14 protein-coding genes are annotated in these 15,117 nt (G+C 68.2%); 12 read left to right on the plus strand and 2 right to left on the minus strand.

The window, feature by feature from the left end:
• Positions 1-15: 15 nt before the first annotated feature.
• Complete coding sequence (gene def, locus ACWDR4_RS40205) at positions 16-642, minus strand: peptide deformylase (protein WP_450415912.1); 627 nt, start codon at positions 640-642, stop codon at positions 16-18.
• A 161-nt stretch (positions 643-803) separates the two neighbouring features.
• Complete coding sequence (locus ACWDR4_RS40210; RefSeq protein ID WP_450415913.1) at positions 804-1,673, minus strand: C40 family peptidase; 870 nt, start codon at positions 1,671-1,673, stop codon at positions 804-806.
• A 726-nt stretch (positions 1,674-2,399) separates the two neighbouring features.
• Between ACWDR4_RS40210 and ACWDR4_RS40215 the strand changes: the two genes are divergently transcribed.
• Genes ACWDR4_RS40215 through nuoL form a run of 12 tightly spaced genes read left to right on the plus strand, consistent with a single transcriptional unit; the run spans position 2,400 to position 15,113 of the window.
• A complete protein-coding gene (locus ACWDR4_RS40215; protein ID WP_005476348.1) occupies positions 2,400-2,759 on the plus strand; it encodes an NADH-quinone oxidoreductase subunit A in 360 nt (119 codons plus the stop codon).
• 14 nt (positions 2,760-2,773) lie between these two features.
• Positions 2,774-3,328, plus strand: a complete 555-nt coding sequence (locus ACWDR4_RS40220) for a NuoB/complex I 20 kDa subunit family protein (RefSeq protein WP_053743379.1) — start codon at positions 2,774-2,776, stop codon at positions 3,326-3,328.
• The gene (locus tag ACWDR4_RS40225; RefSeq protein ID WP_450415915.1) at positions 3,325-4,086 is read left to right on the plus strand and encodes an NADH-quinone oxidoreductase subunit C; all 762 of its coding nucleotides are present in this window, start codon (positions 3,325-3,327) and stop codon (positions 4,084-4,086) included. Before ACWDR4_RS40220 ends, ACWDR4_RS40225 begins: the two co-directional genes overlap by 4 nt.
• Positions 4,083-5,405 carry an NADH-quinone oxidoreductase subunit D gene (locus ACWDR4_RS40230; protein WP_450415916.1) on the plus strand — a complete coding sequence of 441 codons (1,323 nt, stop codon included), beginning with the start codon at positions 4,083-4,085 and terminating at the stop codon, positions 5,403-5,405. Before ACWDR4_RS40225 ends, ACWDR4_RS40230 begins: the two co-directional genes overlap by 4 nt.
• Positions 5,406-5,434: 29 nt before the next feature.
• Entirely contained in the window at positions 5,435-6,253 is an 819-nt protein-coding gene (nuoE, locus tag ACWDR4_RS40235) for an NADH-quinone oxidoreductase subunit NuoE (protein WP_450415942.1), read from the plus strand.
• Positions 6,250-7,599 carry an NADH-quinone oxidoreductase subunit NuoF gene (nuoF, locus tag ACWDR4_RS40240; RefSeq protein WP_450415918.1) on the plus strand — a complete coding sequence of 450 codons (1,350 nt, stop codon included), beginning with the start codon at positions 6,250-6,252 and terminating at the stop codon, positions 7,597-7,599. Before nuoE ends, nuoF begins: the two co-directional genes overlap by 4 nt.
• Positions 7,596-10,100, plus strand: a complete 2,505-nt coding sequence (locus ACWDR4_RS40245; protein ID WP_450415919.1) for an NADH-quinone oxidoreductase subunit G — start codon at positions 7,596-7,598, stop codon at positions 10,098-10,100. The genes nuoF and ACWDR4_RS40245 overlap by 4 nt, the downstream gene beginning before the upstream one ends.
• The gene (gene nuoH / locus ACWDR4_RS40250) at positions 10,097-11,461 is read left to right on the plus strand and encodes an NADH-quinone oxidoreductase subunit NuoH (RefSeq protein ID WP_450415920.1); all 1,365 of its coding nucleotides are present in this window, start codon (positions 10,097-10,099) and stop codon (positions 11,459-11,461) included. The genes ACWDR4_RS40245 and nuoH overlap by 4 nt, the downstream gene beginning before the upstream one ends.
• Positions 11,454-12,056: an NADH-quinone oxidoreductase subunit NuoI gene (nuoI, locus tag ACWDR4_RS40255; RefSeq protein ID WP_450415922.1), complete on the plus strand. Its 603-nt coding sequence runs from the start codon at positions 11,454-11,456 to the stop codon at positions 12,054-12,056. The genes nuoH and nuoI overlap by 8 nt, the downstream gene beginning before the upstream one ends.
• Positions 12,053-12,907 (plus strand): NADH-quinone oxidoreductase subunit J, encoded by an 855-nt coding sequence (locus tag ACWDR4_RS40260; RefSeq protein ID WP_450415923.1) that lies wholly within the window; start codon positions 12,053-12,055, stop codon positions 12,905-12,907. The genes nuoI and ACWDR4_RS40260 overlap by 4 nt, the downstream gene beginning before the upstream one ends.
• Positions 12,904-13,203 carry an NADH-quinone oxidoreductase subunit NuoK gene (gene nuoK / locus ACWDR4_RS40265; RefSeq protein WP_037929353.1) on the plus strand — a complete coding sequence of 100 codons (300 nt, stop codon included), beginning with the start codon at positions 12,904-12,906 and terminating at the stop codon, positions 13,201-13,203. Before ACWDR4_RS40260 ends, nuoK begins: the two co-directional genes overlap by 4 nt.
• Positions 13,204-13,217: 14 nt before the next feature.
• A complete protein-coding gene (gene nuoL, locus ACWDR4_RS40270) occupies positions 13,218-15,113 on the plus strand; it encodes an NADH-quinone oxidoreductase subunit L (protein ID WP_450415924.1) in 1,896 nt (631 codons plus the stop codon).
• The last annotated feature ends 4 nt before the right edge of the window (positions 15,114-15,117 follow it).

A 15,117-nucleotide genomic window follows, 5' to 3' on the forward strand; every position in this document is an offset into this window, starting at 1 on the left:
GAAGGCGAGGCCCGCTCAGGAGCTGAGGGCCTCCTGCTTGGCGGACCGTCGCGCGAACACCGCCTCGCGACGGTCCGCCACCTGCCGCAGCGCGTCCTTCCGCTCCCGCTTGGAGAGCCGGTCCAGATACACGTGCCCGTTCACATGGTCCGTCTCGTGCTCCAGACACCGGGCGAAGTACCCCGTCCCCTCGACGACCAGCGGGTTCCCGTCCTGATCGAGGCCGCGCACCACGGCACGGTCCGGACGGGGTACGTCCATCACGGCCCCCGGCACGGACAGGCACCCCTCGCCCTCGTCGAGGAGGCGCCGGTCGCCGGCGTCCAGCGGCTCCAGCACCGGGTTGACGATGTGCCCGACATGGCGGACACCGTCGTCGTCCAGGCAGTCGTACACGAACAGCCGCAGCCCGACGCCGACCTGGTTGGCCGCGAGTCCGGCCCCGTCGGCCAGGTGCATCGTCAGGAACATGTCGTCGATGAGCGCCGCGAGTTCGGGCCCGAACTCGGTCACGTCCCGGCACGGCTTGTGCAGCACCTCTTCGCCCACTTCGGTGATCCGCCGCACGGCACCGCGCCGTGCCTCGGGCGTGAGCCGCGGATACGAGTCGACGGGCCTGCCCTGTACGAAGACACGAGGCATCGCTGTCTCTCCTTCTGCTGTGTGGAGTACTGAGGAAGTACTTGGGCATCAGCCTCACACAGGCATCCCCCGCAGGGGACGGAGAAGGGCCGCTGCCGACCGGCGGCAGCGACCCTCACCCGTGAAATCCGTGAATCACACGTCAGTCCTCGACGGTCCGCTCAGAGAACGCGCACCGCACCCGTCGCCGGATACCCGGAAAGGTCCTGAATGACCACGCCCTTGGACGGGTTCGCCGCGTCCAGGTACTGACCGTTACCGACGTACACCCCGACGTGGTACGCCGAACCCTTCGCACCCCAGTACAGGATGTCGCCGACCTGGATGTTCGACAGGGAGACCTCGGTGCCCTGCATCGACTGGTCCTGCGAGACCCGGGGGAGATCCACGCCGACCTGCTTGAACGCGGCCTGGACCAGGGAGGAGCAGTCCCACGCGTTGGGGCCCGTGGCGCCCATGACGTAGGCGTCGCCCAGCTGCGCCTTGAGGAAGTCGATGACGGTCGCGACGCTGCCGCTCGCGGGGGCGGTCACCTGCGACGAGTCCGAGCTGGAGGCGGACTCCGAGGAGGAGTCGGATGCCGCCAGCGTGGCGCGCTCGGCGGAGCGGGACACAGCGGCCTCTGCAGCCGCCTTGCGGGCGGCCTCGGCCTTCTTCTTGGCCTCCGCCTTCTGCTTCGCCTCCGCGAGGTCCTTCCTGGCCTCCTGGGCCGCCTTGGCGGCTGCGGCGTCACGCTCGGCCTGGAGCTCGTAGTTCGCGGCGGCCTGCTGCGTGGCGTCCGCGGACTCGGCGATCTGAGCGGCCAGGTCGGCCGTGAGGGTGGGCAGTTCGAGTGTCTGCGTCACAGGCTGCTCGGCGGCGCTCGCCGCACTGGACGCACCAGCCACTGCCAGGGTGCTGAGAACGCCACCGGCGACTCCGGCGCGCATGGCCAACGACGAGTTGCCGGCACGCCGGGGCTTCCGGTGGCTTCGTATGTGAGCGGTAGCGGTGTGGGACATGGGTACTAGCGGTACCAGCGACTCCTCCATACCTTCAAGAAACGTGTGGTGCGCCACAGTTGTTCAACGGAGGACCCAAATTCCCGGAGCGTCACTCTTTATTGACGCCGTAACGGGCATTGCGGACACAGGCGATCATGCCTGTGATCATGCACTTTCATCGGTACGCCCGAATTGCCCGCTGCTTACCATCGGTTGCGGTCCGTGGCCAACCCCCGATCTTCACAGGCCTTCACAGGTGTGGCGCAGGTCACGGAACGGTCACCGGTCGGGGCGTGTCACGCGCGTAGATCGTCGACTGACTGCCGCTCGTGAACGCGTGCACGCGCGAGCGGGCATCCACATTCGCCACTCGCCCCCTCCGGTGTGTGAACGCGTTCCACTATCAAGCCGCCCTGTCCATCTCCAATTTGCATGCAGGGGAACTCTCTTGATATTGAGACGCCACTCGTGACCAGCGGTAACCGGGAGAAATGTCACCTCTGGTGATCGCGCGGACGCTTCGCGTGTGAAGATCACCGCTCATCCGACTTCATGATCCTTCGTCGGGTGGTGGAGATCACAAAGGTTCGGCAATACCCCGTGTCGCAGATCACAGACCGGCGGGCATAGGATGCGGGGCAGTTGGGCTTGTGACCTGCTTCACATGTTCTCGATCTTCGCCGGGACGGGCGAGGTTCGCGGGGCGGACGGGGCGGGGGCGCCGGCCCGATGCAATCGCCAGCAGTCAGTGCCGACTGAGAGGAGCGAGGAGCGGTGAACGCGTATGCGCCCATCCTCGTACTGGGAGCCCTCGGGGCAGGCTTTGCGATCTTCTCCGTGATCATGGCTTCGCTCATCGGCCCGAAGCGTTACAACCGGGCCAAACTCGAAGCCTATGAATGCGGGATCGAGCCGACACCCACGCCGGCCGGCGGTGGGCGATTCCCCATCAAGTACTACCTGACGGCGATGCTCTTCATCGTCTTCGACATCGAGATCGTCTTCCTCTACCCCTGGGCCGTCACCTTCGACGCCCTGGGTGTTTTCGGGCTCGTGGAGATGCTGCTCTTCGTGCTCACCGTCTTCGTGGCGTACGCGTACGTATGGCGGCGCGGCGGCCTGGAATGGGACTGAGGGGCCTCTAAGACATGGGACTCGAAGAAAAACTGCCGAGCGGATTCCTGCTGACCACCGTCGAGCAGGCCGCGGGCTGGGTGCGCAAGGCGTCCGTCTTCCCCGCCACGTTCGGACTCGCCTGCTGCGCCATCGAGATGATGACGACCGGCGCCGGCCGCTACGACCTCGCGCGCTTCGGCATGGAGGTCTTCCGCGGCTCACCCCGCCAGGCGGACCTGATGATCGTGGCCGGCCGGGTCAGCCAGAAGATGGCGCCGGTGCTGCGGCAGGTCTACGACCAGATGCCCAACCCAAAGTGGGTGATCTCCATGGGGGTCTGCGCCTCCTCGGGCGGGATGTTCAACAACTACGCGATCGTGCAGGGCGTCGACCACATCGTTCCGGTCGACATCTATCTGCCCGGCTGCCCGCCACGGCCCGAGATGCTGATCGACGCGATCCTCAAGCTCCACCAGAAGATCCAGACCTCCAAGCTCGGTGTGAACGCCGAGGAAGCCGCCCGCGAGGCGGAGGAGGCCGCGCTCAAGGCACTCCCCACGATCGAGATGAAGGGGCTGCTGCGATGAGCGACGCGAACGGCACCGGAGCAGGCGGGGCGTCGAACGGGGTCAACCCCGAGAAGGACCTCGCCGCCTCCAACCTCCCCGGCCAGCGCGGCGACGGCGGCGAGGAGATCCGCGTCCAGCGCGGCATGTTCGGCGCCGACAACGGCGGCGACACCTCCGGCTACGGCGGCCTGGTCCGCTCCATCCGGCTCCCGGGAGCCTCGGCGAGGCCCTACGGGGGGTGGTTCGACGAGGTCGCCGACGAACTCGAGGGCGCCCTGGAGGAACAGGGGCTGGTCCCCGAGAACGTGATCGAGAAGACGGTCGTCGACCGCGGCGAGCTGACGTTCCACGTCGAACGCGCGTACCTGCTCCGCGTCGCCCAGACCCTGCGCGACGACCCGGCCCTGCGCTTCGAACTCTGCACGGGCGTGAGCGGAGTCCACTACCTGCACGACAAGGGCCGCGAGCTGCACGCCGTCTACCACCTGCGCTCGATCACCCACAACCGGCTGATCCGCCTCGAAGTCAGCGCCCCCGACAGCGACCCGCACGTCCCGTCCCTGGTCTCCGTCTATCCGACGAACGACTGGCACGAGCGCGAGACGTACGACTTCTTCGGGATCGTCTTCGACGGTCACCCGGCCCTGACGCGGATCATGATGCCGGACGACTGGCAGGGCCATCCGCAGCGCAAGGACTACCCCCTCGGCGGCATCCCCGTCGAGTACAAGGGCGCCCAGATCCCGGCTCCGGACCAGCGGAGGTCGTACTCATGAGCACGCAGCACGCAACTCCGCGCGAGACCACCGAGGGCACCGTATATACGGTCACCGGTGGCGACTGGGACGAGGTCGTCCAGTCCGCGGCCCGTGCCGACGACGAGCGCATCGTCGTCAACATGGGCCCGCAGCACCCCTCCACCCACGGTGTGCTCCGGCTGATCCTGGAGATCGACGGCGAGACGGTCACCGAGGCCCGCTGCGGCATCGGCTATCTGCACACGGGCATCGAGAAGAACCTGGAATTCCGCACGTGGACGCAGGGCACCACCTTCGTCACGCGCATGGACTACCTGACGTCCTTCTTCAACGAGACCGCCTACTGTCTCGCCGTCGAGAAGCTCCTCGGCATCGAGGACCAGATCCCCGACCGGGCCACCCTCATCCGTGTGCTCCTCATGGAGCTGAACCGGCTGTCCTCGCACCTGGTGTGCATCGCCACCGGCGGTATGGAACTCGGCGCCACCACGATCATGATCTACGGATTCCGTGATCGTGAAATGATTCTCGACATCTACGAGCTCATCACGGGCCTGCGGATGAACCACGCGTACATCCGCCCCGGCGGACTCGCCCAGGACCTGCCGCCCGGCGCGGTGGACCACATCCGCGAGTTCCTGAAGAAGATGAGGAAGAACCTTCCCGAGTACGACAAGCTCGCCACCGGGAACCCCATCTTCAAGGCCCGTATGCAGGACGTCGGTTACCTCGACCTGTCCGGCTGTATGGCCCTCGGCGCCACCGGCCCGATCCTGCGCTCCACCGGCCTCCCGCACGACCTGCGCAAGAGCCAGCCGTACTGCGGCTACGAGACGTTCGACTTCGACGTCCCCACCGCCGACTCCTGCGACTCCTACGGCCGCTTCCTGATCCGGCTGGAGGAGATGCGGCAGTCGCTCAGAATCGTTGAGCAGTGCCTGGACCGGCTGCAGCCCGGCCCGGTCATGGTCACCGACAAGAAGATCGCCTGGCCCGCCCAGCTCGCCCTGGGACCGGACGGTCTGGGCAACTCCCTGGACCACATCAAGAAGATCATGGGCACCTCCATGGAGGCCCTGATCCACCACTTCAAGCTGGTGACCGAGGGTTTCCGCGTCCCGCCGGGACAGGCCTACGCGGCAGTCGAGTCACCCAAGGGCGAACTCGGGGTGCACGCCGTCTCCGACGGAGGCACCCGCCCCTTCCGGGTCCACTTCCGGGACCCGTCCTTCACCAATCTGCAGGCCATGGCGGCGATGTGCGAGGGCGGCCAGGTCGCCGACGTCATCGTCGCCGTCGCGTCCATCGACCCCGTGATGGGAGGCGTCGACCGGTGACCACCACCCCCGAGGGCGTCAGCCTGGGCATGCCCCAACTGCCCGCGCCCGCTTACCCGGACGACGTTCGAGCCCGGCTCGAAGCGGACTCCCGCGAGGTCATCGCCCGCTACCCGGACTCCAGGTCCGCCCTCCTGCCGTTGCTGCATCTCGTGCAGTCGGAGGAGGGCCATGTCACGCGCACCGGGATGAAGTTCTGCGCGGACGTGCTGGGCCTGACCACGGCCGAGGTCACCGCGGTCGCCACCTTCTACTCCATGTACCGCCGGGGCCCCTCCGGCGACTACCAGGTGGGCGTCTGCACCAACACCCTCTGCGCGGTGCTGGGCGGCGACGCCATCTTCGAGACCCTCCAGGAGCACCTCGGCGTCGCCAACGGCGGGACGACCGAGGACGGCAAGGTCACCCTGGAGCACATCGAGTGCAACGCGGCCTGCGACTTCGCACCCGTCGTGATGGTCAACTGGGAGTTCTTCGACAACCAGACCCCGGACAGCGCCAAGCGCCTCGTCGACGACCTGCGCGCGGACGTGCCGGTCGAGCCCACGCGCGGTGCCCCCCTGTGCACGTTCAAGGACACCGCCCGCATCCTGGCGGGCTTCCCCGACGCCCGGGACGGGGCCGTCGAGGCGAGCGGCAGCGCCGGCCCCGCCTCGCTGACCGGGCTCCGGCTGGCCAAGGGCGAGAGCCCCGCGCGCGTGGTCCACCCCAGGGGCGGCGCACCCAAGAGCACACGGCCGCACGACCCGTCGCCCGCCGAGCACCTCAGCTCGCACGACGCGCCTCAGGACACGGCGGCTTCCGACCCCTCCCACCCGGCGGGGCCCGTCACCGAGGAGGGGGAGTGATGACATTGGCACCCGAGATCAACGAGACCAGCCCCGAGAAGCTGCTCGCACCCGTGCTGTCGGCCTTCTGGGACGAGGACAGGTCCTGGACGCTGGACGTCTACCGGAGGCACGAAGGGTACGAGGGACTCCGCAAGGCCCTCGCGATGACACCGGACGACCTCATCGCGTACGTCAAGGAGTCCGGTCTGCGTGGCCGCGGCGGTGCGGGATTCCCTACGGGAATGAAATGGCAGTTCATTCCTCAGGGTGATGGAAAACCACACTATCTAGTTGTCAACGCCGACGAATCGGAGCCGGGAACCTGTAAGGACATCCCGCTCCTCTTCGCGAACCCGCACAGCCTCATCGAGGGCATTGTGATCGCGTGTTATGCCATCAGGTCTTCGCATGCCTTCATCTATCTGCGCGGTGAAGTCGTGCCAGTGCTGCGGCGGTTGCACGAGGCCGTGCGTGAGGCCTACGCGGCGGGCTACCTCGGCAAGAACGTACTGGGCAGCGGACTCGACCTCGAACTCACCGTGCACGCGGGCGCGGGCGCGTACATCTGTGGTGAAGAGACCGCACTGCTCGATTCGCTCGAAGGCCGCCGGGGTCAACCGCGGCTCCGTCCCCCCTTTCCTGCCGTCGCAGGGCTCTATGCGTGCCCAACTGTTGTAAATAACGTCGAGTCGATCGCCTCAGTTCCCGCGATTCTGCAAAAGGGCAAAGAATGGTTCCGGTCGATGGGCAGCGAGAAGTCCCCGGGCTTCACGCTCTACTCGCTCAGCGGCCATGTCACCAACCCGGGCCAGTACGAGGCCCCGCTCGGCATCACGCTCCGCCAACTCCTCGACATGAGCGGCGGGATGCGCGCCGGCCACCGGCTGAAGTTCTGGACACCGGGCGGCTCCTCGACACCGATGTTCACCGAGGAGCACCTCGACGTCCCTCTTGACTACGAAGGAGTGGGCGCCGCGGGTTCCATGCTCGGCACAAAAGCACTCCAGTGCTTCGACGAGACCACCTGCGTCGTCCGGGCCGTCACCCGCTGGACCGAGTTCTACGCCCACGAGTCCTGCGGCAAGTGCACGCCCTGCCGCGAAGGGACGTACTGGCTCGTGCAGTTGCTGCGCGACATCGAGGCCGGCAAGGGCGCCATGTCCGACCTCGACAAGCTGAACGACATCGCCGACAACATCAACGGCAAGTCCTTCTGCGCCCTCGGCGACGGCGCCGCCTCGCCGATCTTCTCCTCCCTCAAGTACTTCCGCGAGGAGTACGAGGACCACATCACGGGCCGGGGCTGCCCCTTCGACCCGGCCAAGTCGACGGCCTGGGCCGACCGCACGGAGGTGAACGCATGACGGTGACCACGAGCGCTCCCTCCGGAGGGGGCGACGCGGCGGTCCCGCCGGAAGATCTCGTCTCGCTGAAGATCGACGGCATCGACATCAGCGTGCCCAAGGGCACCCTGGTGATCCGCGCCGCCGAACAGCTCGGCATCGAGATCCCGCGCTTCTGCGACCATCCCCTCCTCGACCCGGTCGGCGCCTGCCGCCAGTGCATCGTCGAGGTCGAGGGCCAGCGCAAGCCCATGGCGTCCTGCACGATCACCTGTACGGACGGGATGGTGGTGAAGACCCACCTCACCTCGCCCGTGGCCGAGAAGGCCCAGCACGGTGTGATGGAGCTGCTGCTCATCAACCACCCGCTCGACTGCCCGGTCTGCGACAAGGGCGGCGAGTGCCCCCTGCAGAACCAGGCCATGTCGCACGGCCAGTCCGAGTCCCGCTTCGAGGGCAAGAAGCGGACCTACGAGAAGCCGGTCCCGATCTCCACGCAGGTCCTGCTCGACCGCGAGCGCTGCGTGCTGTGCGCCCGCTGCACCCGCTTCTCCAACCAGGTCGCGGGCGACCCGATGATCGAGCTGATCGAGCGCGGCGCGCTCCAGCAGGTCGGCACCGGCGAGGGCGACCCCTTCGAGTCGTACTTCTCCGGGAACACGATCCAGATCTGCCCGGTCGGCGCGCTGACCTCGGCGGCGTATCGCTTCCGCTCCCGCCCCTTCGACCTCGTCTCCTCACCCTCGGTGTGCGAGCACTGCTCCGGCGGCTGCGCCACCCGCACCGACCACCGGCGCGGCAAGGTCATGCGGCGCCTCGCGGCCAACGAGCCCGAGGTCAACGAGGAGTGGATCTGCGACAAGGGACGCTTCGGCTTCCGGTACGCGCAGAAGCCGGACCGGCTCCAGACCCCCCTCGTCCGCAACGCCGACGGTGTCCTGGAGCCCGCCTCCTGGCCCGAGGCACTGGAGGCGGCGGCCCAGGGACTCCTCGCGGCCCGTGGCCGTGCGGGCGTTCTCACCGGCGGCCGGCTCACCGTCGAGGACGCCTACGCGTACAGCAAGTTCGCGCGCGTGGCCCTCGACACCAACGACATCGACTTCCGCGCGCGCGTGCACAGCGCCGAGGAGGCCGACTTCCTCGCCGCCCGGGTCGCCGGACGAGGACGCGACCTCGACGGTACGGGTGTCACGTACACCTCCCTGGAGAAGGCGCCCGCGGTCCTGCTGGTCGGGTTCGAGTCCGAGGAGGAGGCGCCCGGCGTCTTCCTGCGGCTGCGCAAGGCCTGGCGGGGACACGGGCAGAAGGTCTACTCGCTCGCCACGCACTCGACCCGCGGCCTGGAGAAGGCCGGCGGCACGCTGCTGCCCGCCGCCCCCGGCACCGAGACCGAGTGGCTGGACGCGCTCGGGAGCGGGTTCGGGCTGGAGGAGAGCGGGGCGAAGGCCGCCGAGGCACTGCGCACCGAGGGTGCGGTGATCGTCGTCGGAGAGCGGCTGGCCGCCGTGGCGGGTGGGCTCACCGCCGCCGTACGGGCCGCTTCCACGACCGGCGCCCAGCTGGTGTGGATCCCGCGCCGGGCCGGGGAGCGAGGCGCCGTCGAGGTGGGCGCGCTGCCCTCGCTGCTGCCGGGCGGACGTCCGGCGACCGACCCGCGCGCGCGGGACGAGGTCGCCGTCGCCTGGGGCGTGGCCGAACTGCCGCACCGCTTCGGCCGCGACACCGGCCAGATCGTCGAGGCCGCCGCCGCGGGCGAGTTGCGGGCCCTGGTGGTCGCCGGCGTCGAGGTCGCCGACCTGCCCGATCCGGCACGCGCGCGGGACGCCCTGCACGAAGTGGGCTTCCTGGTGTCGCTGGAACTGCGGCCCAGCGAGGTCACCGAGCACGCCGATGTCGTCCTCCCGGTCGCCGCGGTCGCCGAGAAGGCGGGCACCTTCCTCAACTGGGAGGGCCGGGCCCGCCTCTTCGAGGCCGCGCTCAAGCCCGACCAGATGACCCGCCGCCTCGCACCGGCCGACGCGCGCGTGCTCCAGATGCTGGCCGACGCCATGGACGTACACCTGGGGCTGCCGGATCTGCGGACCGCGCGGCAGGAACTGGACCGGCTCGGGGCCTGGGACGGAGCGCGGGCCACCAACCCCTTGGAGATCGGCGCCCAGTTGCCGCGTCCGGCCGCCGGGGAAGCGGTGCTCGCCGGGCACCGGCTGCTGCTCGACCAGGGGCGTCTCCAGGAGGGCGACGACGCGCTCGCCGGGACACGGCACGCCGCACACGCGCGCGTGTCGGCCCCCACGGCCGCCGAAGCCGGTGTCAAGGACGGTGACCTGCTCGCCGTGACGGGCGCCACCGGGACGGTCGAACTGCCCCTCAGGGTCACCGAGATGCCCGACCGCGTGGTCTGGCTGCCGCTGAACTCCACCGGAGGCGGCGTCGCCTCCGACACCGGGGCGCTGCCCGGCGCACTCGTCCGCATCGGCCCGGCGACGCTCGCCTCCGAGGCCCCCAAGGAGGTGGAGGCATGAGCCCGTACCTCGCCGCTGAAGACCTCTCCATGTTCGGCACCGACCCCTGGTGGCTGGTCGTCGTCAAGGCGGTCTTCTGCTTCGCCTTCCTGATGATCACCGTGCTGTTCTCCATCGTGTGGGAACGCAAGGTCGTCGCCTGGATGCAGCTGCGCGTCGGTCCCAACCGGCACGGCCCCTGGGGCATGCTCCAGTCGCTCGCCGACGGCGTGAAACTGATGCTCAAGGAAGACCTGATCGTCAAGCGCGCGGACAAGGTGATCTACATCCTCGCGCCGGTCATCGCGGCCATCCCGGCCTTCATGGCGATCGCGGTGATCCCCTTCGGGCCGGCCGGCAACGAGGTCTCGATCTTCGGCCACCGTACGACGATGCAGCTCACGGACCTGCCGATCGCGATGCTCTACATCCTCGCGGTCGCCTCGGTCGGCATCTACGGGATCGTCCTCGCGGGCTGGAGTTCCGGATCCACCTACCCCCTGCTGGGCGGTCTGCGGGCCTGCGCGCAGATGATCTCCTACGAGATCGCCATGGGCGCCGCCTTCGCCTCGGTGTTCCTCTACTCCGGGTCTATGTCGACCTCGACCATCGTCGAACAGCAGCACGACCGCTGGTACATCGTGCTGCTGCCGGTCTCCTTCGTCATCTACATCATCACGATGGTCGGCGAGACCAACCGCGCCCCCTTCGACATGCCGGAGTCCGAGGGCGACCTGGTCGGCGGCTTCAACACCGAGTACTCGTCCATCAAGTTCGCGCTGTTCATGCTTGCCGAGTACGTCAACATGGTGACCGTCTCGGCCGTGTCGGTGACGCTCTTCCTGGGCGGCTGGCGGGCCCCCTGGCCCATCAGCACCTTCTGGGAGGGCGCCAACCACGGCTGGTGGCCGATGGCCTGGTTCGTCCTCAAGGTGCAGCTGCTGCTGTTCTTCTTCATCTGGCTGCGCGGCACCCTCCCGCGCGTGCGCTACGACCAGCTGATGAAGCTCGGCTGGAAGGTCCTCATCCCGGTCTCGCTGGTCTGGCTGATGCTCGTCGCGACCGTACGGACCCTGCGCAACGAGAACTACGACTTCGCCGACATCGCCCTCTACGTCGGCGGCGGTGTCCTCGTCCTGCTTCTGCTGTCCTTCGTGGCCGACATGTTCCGCGACCGGGGCAAGCCACCGCTGACGGCCGACGACGAGCCCGTCGCCTTCGACCCGATGGCGGGCGGATTCCCCGTACCGCCACTGCCGGGACAGGAGGCGCAGACGGTGCCGCGCAGGCGCCCGCGCCGCGAGCGCGAGTTGATTGTCAGTGGTGGACCGGATACTGGCAGTGACGGATCTCTGGATGGAAAGGAGGCGTCCGATGGCTGAGGAACCCAAGGAGACCAAGCCCGGTTTTCAGAACCCCGTGGCCGGCTTCGGCGTGACCTTCAAGGCCATGTTCAAGAAGCGGCTGACCGAGCAGTACCCCGAGCAGCAGAAGACCACCGCCCCACGGTTCCACGGACGGCACCAGCTCAACCGCCATCCGGACGGCCTGGAGAAGTGCATCGGCTGCGAACTGTGCGCCTGGGCCTGCCCCGCGGACGCCATCTATGTGGAGGGCGCCGACAACACCGACGAGGAGCGCTACTCCCCGGGTGAGCGGTACGGCGCCGTCTACCAGATCAACTACGCCCGCTGCATCCTGTGCGGCCTGTGCATCGAGGCGTGCCCCACGCGCGCGTTGACGATGACGAACGAGTTCGAGCTGGCCGACAGCAGCCGCGCCAACCTCATCTACACCAAGGAACAGCTGCTCGCCGGACTCGACGAGGGCATGGTCGACTCGCCCCACTCGATCTTCCCGGGCACCGACGAACAGGACTACTACCAGGGGCTGGTCACCGAGGCCGCGCCCGGCACGGTGCGTCAGGTCGCCGTCTCCAGGGGCGAGAAGCCCGAGGACGGGGAGGTGGGGGCATGAGCGCGCAGCTCGCCGCTTACTCCACCTCCACTGGTGAGGCCTTTCAGTTCTGGGTGCTCGGTACCGTCGCCGTGGCCGGGGCCCTGTGCACCGTCTTCATGAGGCGAGCCGTGCACAGCGCGCTCTGTCTCGCCGGAACCATGATCATCCTGGCGGTGTTCTACCTGGCCAACGGCGCCTATTTCCTGGGCGTCGTCCAGATCGTCGTCTACACCGGCGCGATCATGATGCTGTTCCTCTTCGTGGTCATGCTCGTCGGTGTCACCGCGGCGGACTCCCTGAAGGAGACCATCAAGGGCCAGCGCTGGCTGGCCCTGGTCTGCGGGCTCGGCTTCGGCATCCTCCTGACGGCGGGCGTCGGGAACGCCTCTCTGACGGAGTTCGCCGGCCTCGGCCAGGCCAATGCGAACGGCAACGTGGAGGGCCTCGCCGCCCTCATCTTCACGAAGTACGTGTTCGCCTTCGAGATCACCGGCGCCCTGCTGATCACGGCCGCCGTCGGCGCCATGGTGCTCACGCACCGCGAGCGCACCGAGCGTGCCAAGACCCAGCGCGAGCTGGCCGAAGAGCGCGTACGGGACGGCAAGCACCTGCCGCCGCTGCCCGCCCCGGGTGTGTACGCCCGGCACAACGCGGTGGACATCGCGGGGCTGCTGCCCGACGGCACCCCGGCCGAGCTGTCGGTCATGCAGACGCTGCGCCAGCGCGGCCAGATCCGTGATGTGTCCGCCGAGGCCATCAGCGACCTCAAGGCCCTGGAGCAGCGCTCCGAGGACCGCCTGGAGCGCACCAACAGCGGCCCGGCCAGTGGTTCAGCCGGTGGCTCGAACAGTGGGGAGGCGTCGAAGTGAACCCGGTCAACTACCTCTATCTCGCCGCCCTGCTGTTCACGATCGGCGCCACCGGCGTCCTGATCAGGCGCAACGCGATCGTCGTCTTCATGTGCGTCGAGCTGATGCTCAACGCCTGCAACCTCGCGTTCGTCGCCTTCTCCCGGATGCACGGCAATCTCGACGGGCAGGTCATCGCCTTCTTCACGATGGTCGTCGCCGCCGCGGAGGTCGTCGTCGGGCTCGCGATCATCGTGTCCCTGTTCCGTTCCCGCCACTCGGCCTCGGTCGACGACGCCAGCCTGATGAAGCTGTAAGGGGTCGCTGAATCGTGGAGAACCTGATTGCGCTGCTGGTGGCGGCGCCTCTGCTCGGAGCGGTCGTACTGCTGTGCGGCGGCCGGCGGCTCGACGCCGTCGGCCACTGGATCGGCACGGCTCTCGCCGCCTCCTCCTTCGTGATCGGCGTGGTCCTCTTCGCCGACATGCTGGGCAAGGACGCCGAGCACCGCGCCCTGATGCAGCACCTGTTCAGCTGGATCCCCGTCGAGGGCTTCCAGGCCGACGTCGCCTTCCAGCTCGACCAGCTGTCGATGACGTTCGTCCTGCTGATCTCCGGAGTCGGCTCGCTGATCCACGTGTACTCGATCGGGTACATGGAGCACGACGAGCGGCGCCGCCGCTTCTTCGGCTATCTCAACCTGTTCCTCGCGGCGATGCTGCTGCTCGTCCTCGCCGACAACTACCTCCTGCTGTACGTCGGCTGGGAGGGCGTCGGCCTTGCCTCGTACCTCCTGATCGGCTTCTGGCAGCACAAGCCCAGCGCCGCGACCGCCGCGAAGAAGGCCTTCCTGGTCAACCGCGTCGGCGACATGGGCCTCTCGATCGCCATCATGCTGATGTTCACCACCTTCGGGACCTTCGCCTTCGGGCCGGTCCTCGAAGCCACCGGTGAGACGAGCGAGGGCAAGCTCACCGCCATCGCCCTGATGCTGCTGCTCGCGGCCTGCGGCAAGTCCGCCCAGGTGCCGCTGCAGTCCTGGCTCGGGGACGCGATGGAGGGCCCGACCCCGGTCTCGGCCCTCATCCACGCGGCGACGATGGTGACCGCGGGCGTGTATCTGATCGTCCGCTCCGGGGAGATCTTCAACGCGGCGCCCGACGCCCAGTTGGTGGTCACCGTGGTCGGCGCGGTCACGCTCCTCTTCGGTGCGATCGTCGGTTGCGCGAAGGACGACATCAAGAAGGCGCTGGCCGGCTCGACCATGTCGCAGATCGGGTACATGATCCTCGCGGCCGGACTCGGTCCCATCGGCTACGTCTTCGCGATCATGCACCTGGTGACCCACGGATTCTTCAAGGCCGGGCTCTTCCTCGGCGCCGGCTCGGTCATGCACGGCATGAACGACGAGGTCGACATGCGCAAGTACGGCGGCCTCCGCAAGTACATGCCGGTCACCTTCGTGACCTTCGGTCTCGGGTACCTCGCCATCATCGGCTTCCCGGGTCTGTCCGGCTTCTTCTCCAAGGACAAGATCATCGAGGCGGCGTTCGCCAAGGGCGGCACCGAGGGCTGGATCCTCGGCAGCGTGGCCCTGCTCGGCGCGGCCATCACCGCGTACTACATGACGCGCGTGATGCTGATGACGTTCTTCGGCGAGAAGCGCTGGCAGCCCGACGAGAACGGCAACGAACCGCACCCGCACGAGTCCCCGAAGTCCATGACGATCCCCATGATCGTGCTCGCCTTCGGCTCGGTCTTCGCGGGCGGGATCTTCGGTATCGGCGACCGCTTCCTGCACTGGCTGGAGCCCGTCACCGAACACGCGCACGGACACCCGCCGATCAGCGCCCTCACGGTCACGCTGTCCACGATGGTCGTGCTCGTCATCGGCGTCGGCCTCGCGTACGTCCAGTACGGGCGCCGTCCGGTCCCGGTGCTCGCCCCGCGCGGGTCGCTGCTCACCCGGGCCGCCCGGCGCGACCTCCTCCAGGACGACTTCAACCACGTCGTCCTCGTACGAGGCGGAGAGCACCTCACCCGCTCCCTGGTGTACGTCGACCACACCCTGGTCGACGGGGTCGTCAACGGTACGGCGGCCTCCATGGGCGGCCTGTCCGGACGGCTCCGCAAGCTGCAGAACGGCTACGCGCGGTCGTACGCGGTCTCGATGTTCGGCGGTGCGGCGATCCTCATCGCCGCGACCCTGCTGATGAGGGCGGTCTGATACC

This window comes from Streptomyces sp. NPDC000878 (assembly GCF_053599695.1).

Coding starts and splice junctions, on each gene's coding strand:
- ACWDR4_RS40245 (WP_450415919.1), top strand. CDS start 7,596: ATGACGGTGACCACGAGCGCTCCCTCCGGAGGGGGCGACGCGGCGGTC.
- ACWDR4_RS40260 (WP_450415923.1), top strand. CDS start 12,053: ATGAGCGCGCAGCTCGCCGCTTACTCCACCTCCACTGGTGAGGCCTTT.
- def (WP_450415912.1), bottom strand. CDS start 642: ATGCCTCGTGTCTTCGTACAGGGCAGGCCCGTCGACTCGTATCCGCGG.
- nuoI (WP_450415922.1), top strand. CDS start 11,454: ATGGCTGAGGAACCCAAGGAGACCAAGCCCGGTTTTCAGAACCCCGTG.
- nuoH (WP_450415920.1), top strand. CDS start 10,097: ATGAGCCCGTACCTCGCCGCTGAAGACCTCTCCATGTTCGGCACCGAC.
- ACWDR4_RS40225 (WP_450415915.1), top strand. CDS start 3,325: ATGAGCGACGCGAACGGCACCGGAGCAGGCGGGGCGTCGAACGGGGTC.
- ACWDR4_RS40210 (WP_450415913.1), bottom strand. CDS start 1,673: ATGGAGGAGTCGCTGGTACCGCTAGTACCCATGTCCCACACCGCTACC.
- ACWDR4_RS40220 (WP_053743379.1), top strand. CDS start 2,774: ATGGGACTCGAAGAAAAACTGCCGAGCGGATTCCTGCTGACCACCGTC.
- nuoE (WP_450415942.1), top strand. CDS start 5,435: ATGCCCCAACTGCCCGCGCCCGCTTACCCGGACGACGTTCGAGCCCGG.
- ACWDR4_RS40230 (WP_450415916.1), top strand. CDS start 4,083: ATGAGCACGCAGCACGCAACTCCGCGCGAGACCACCGAGGGCACCGTA.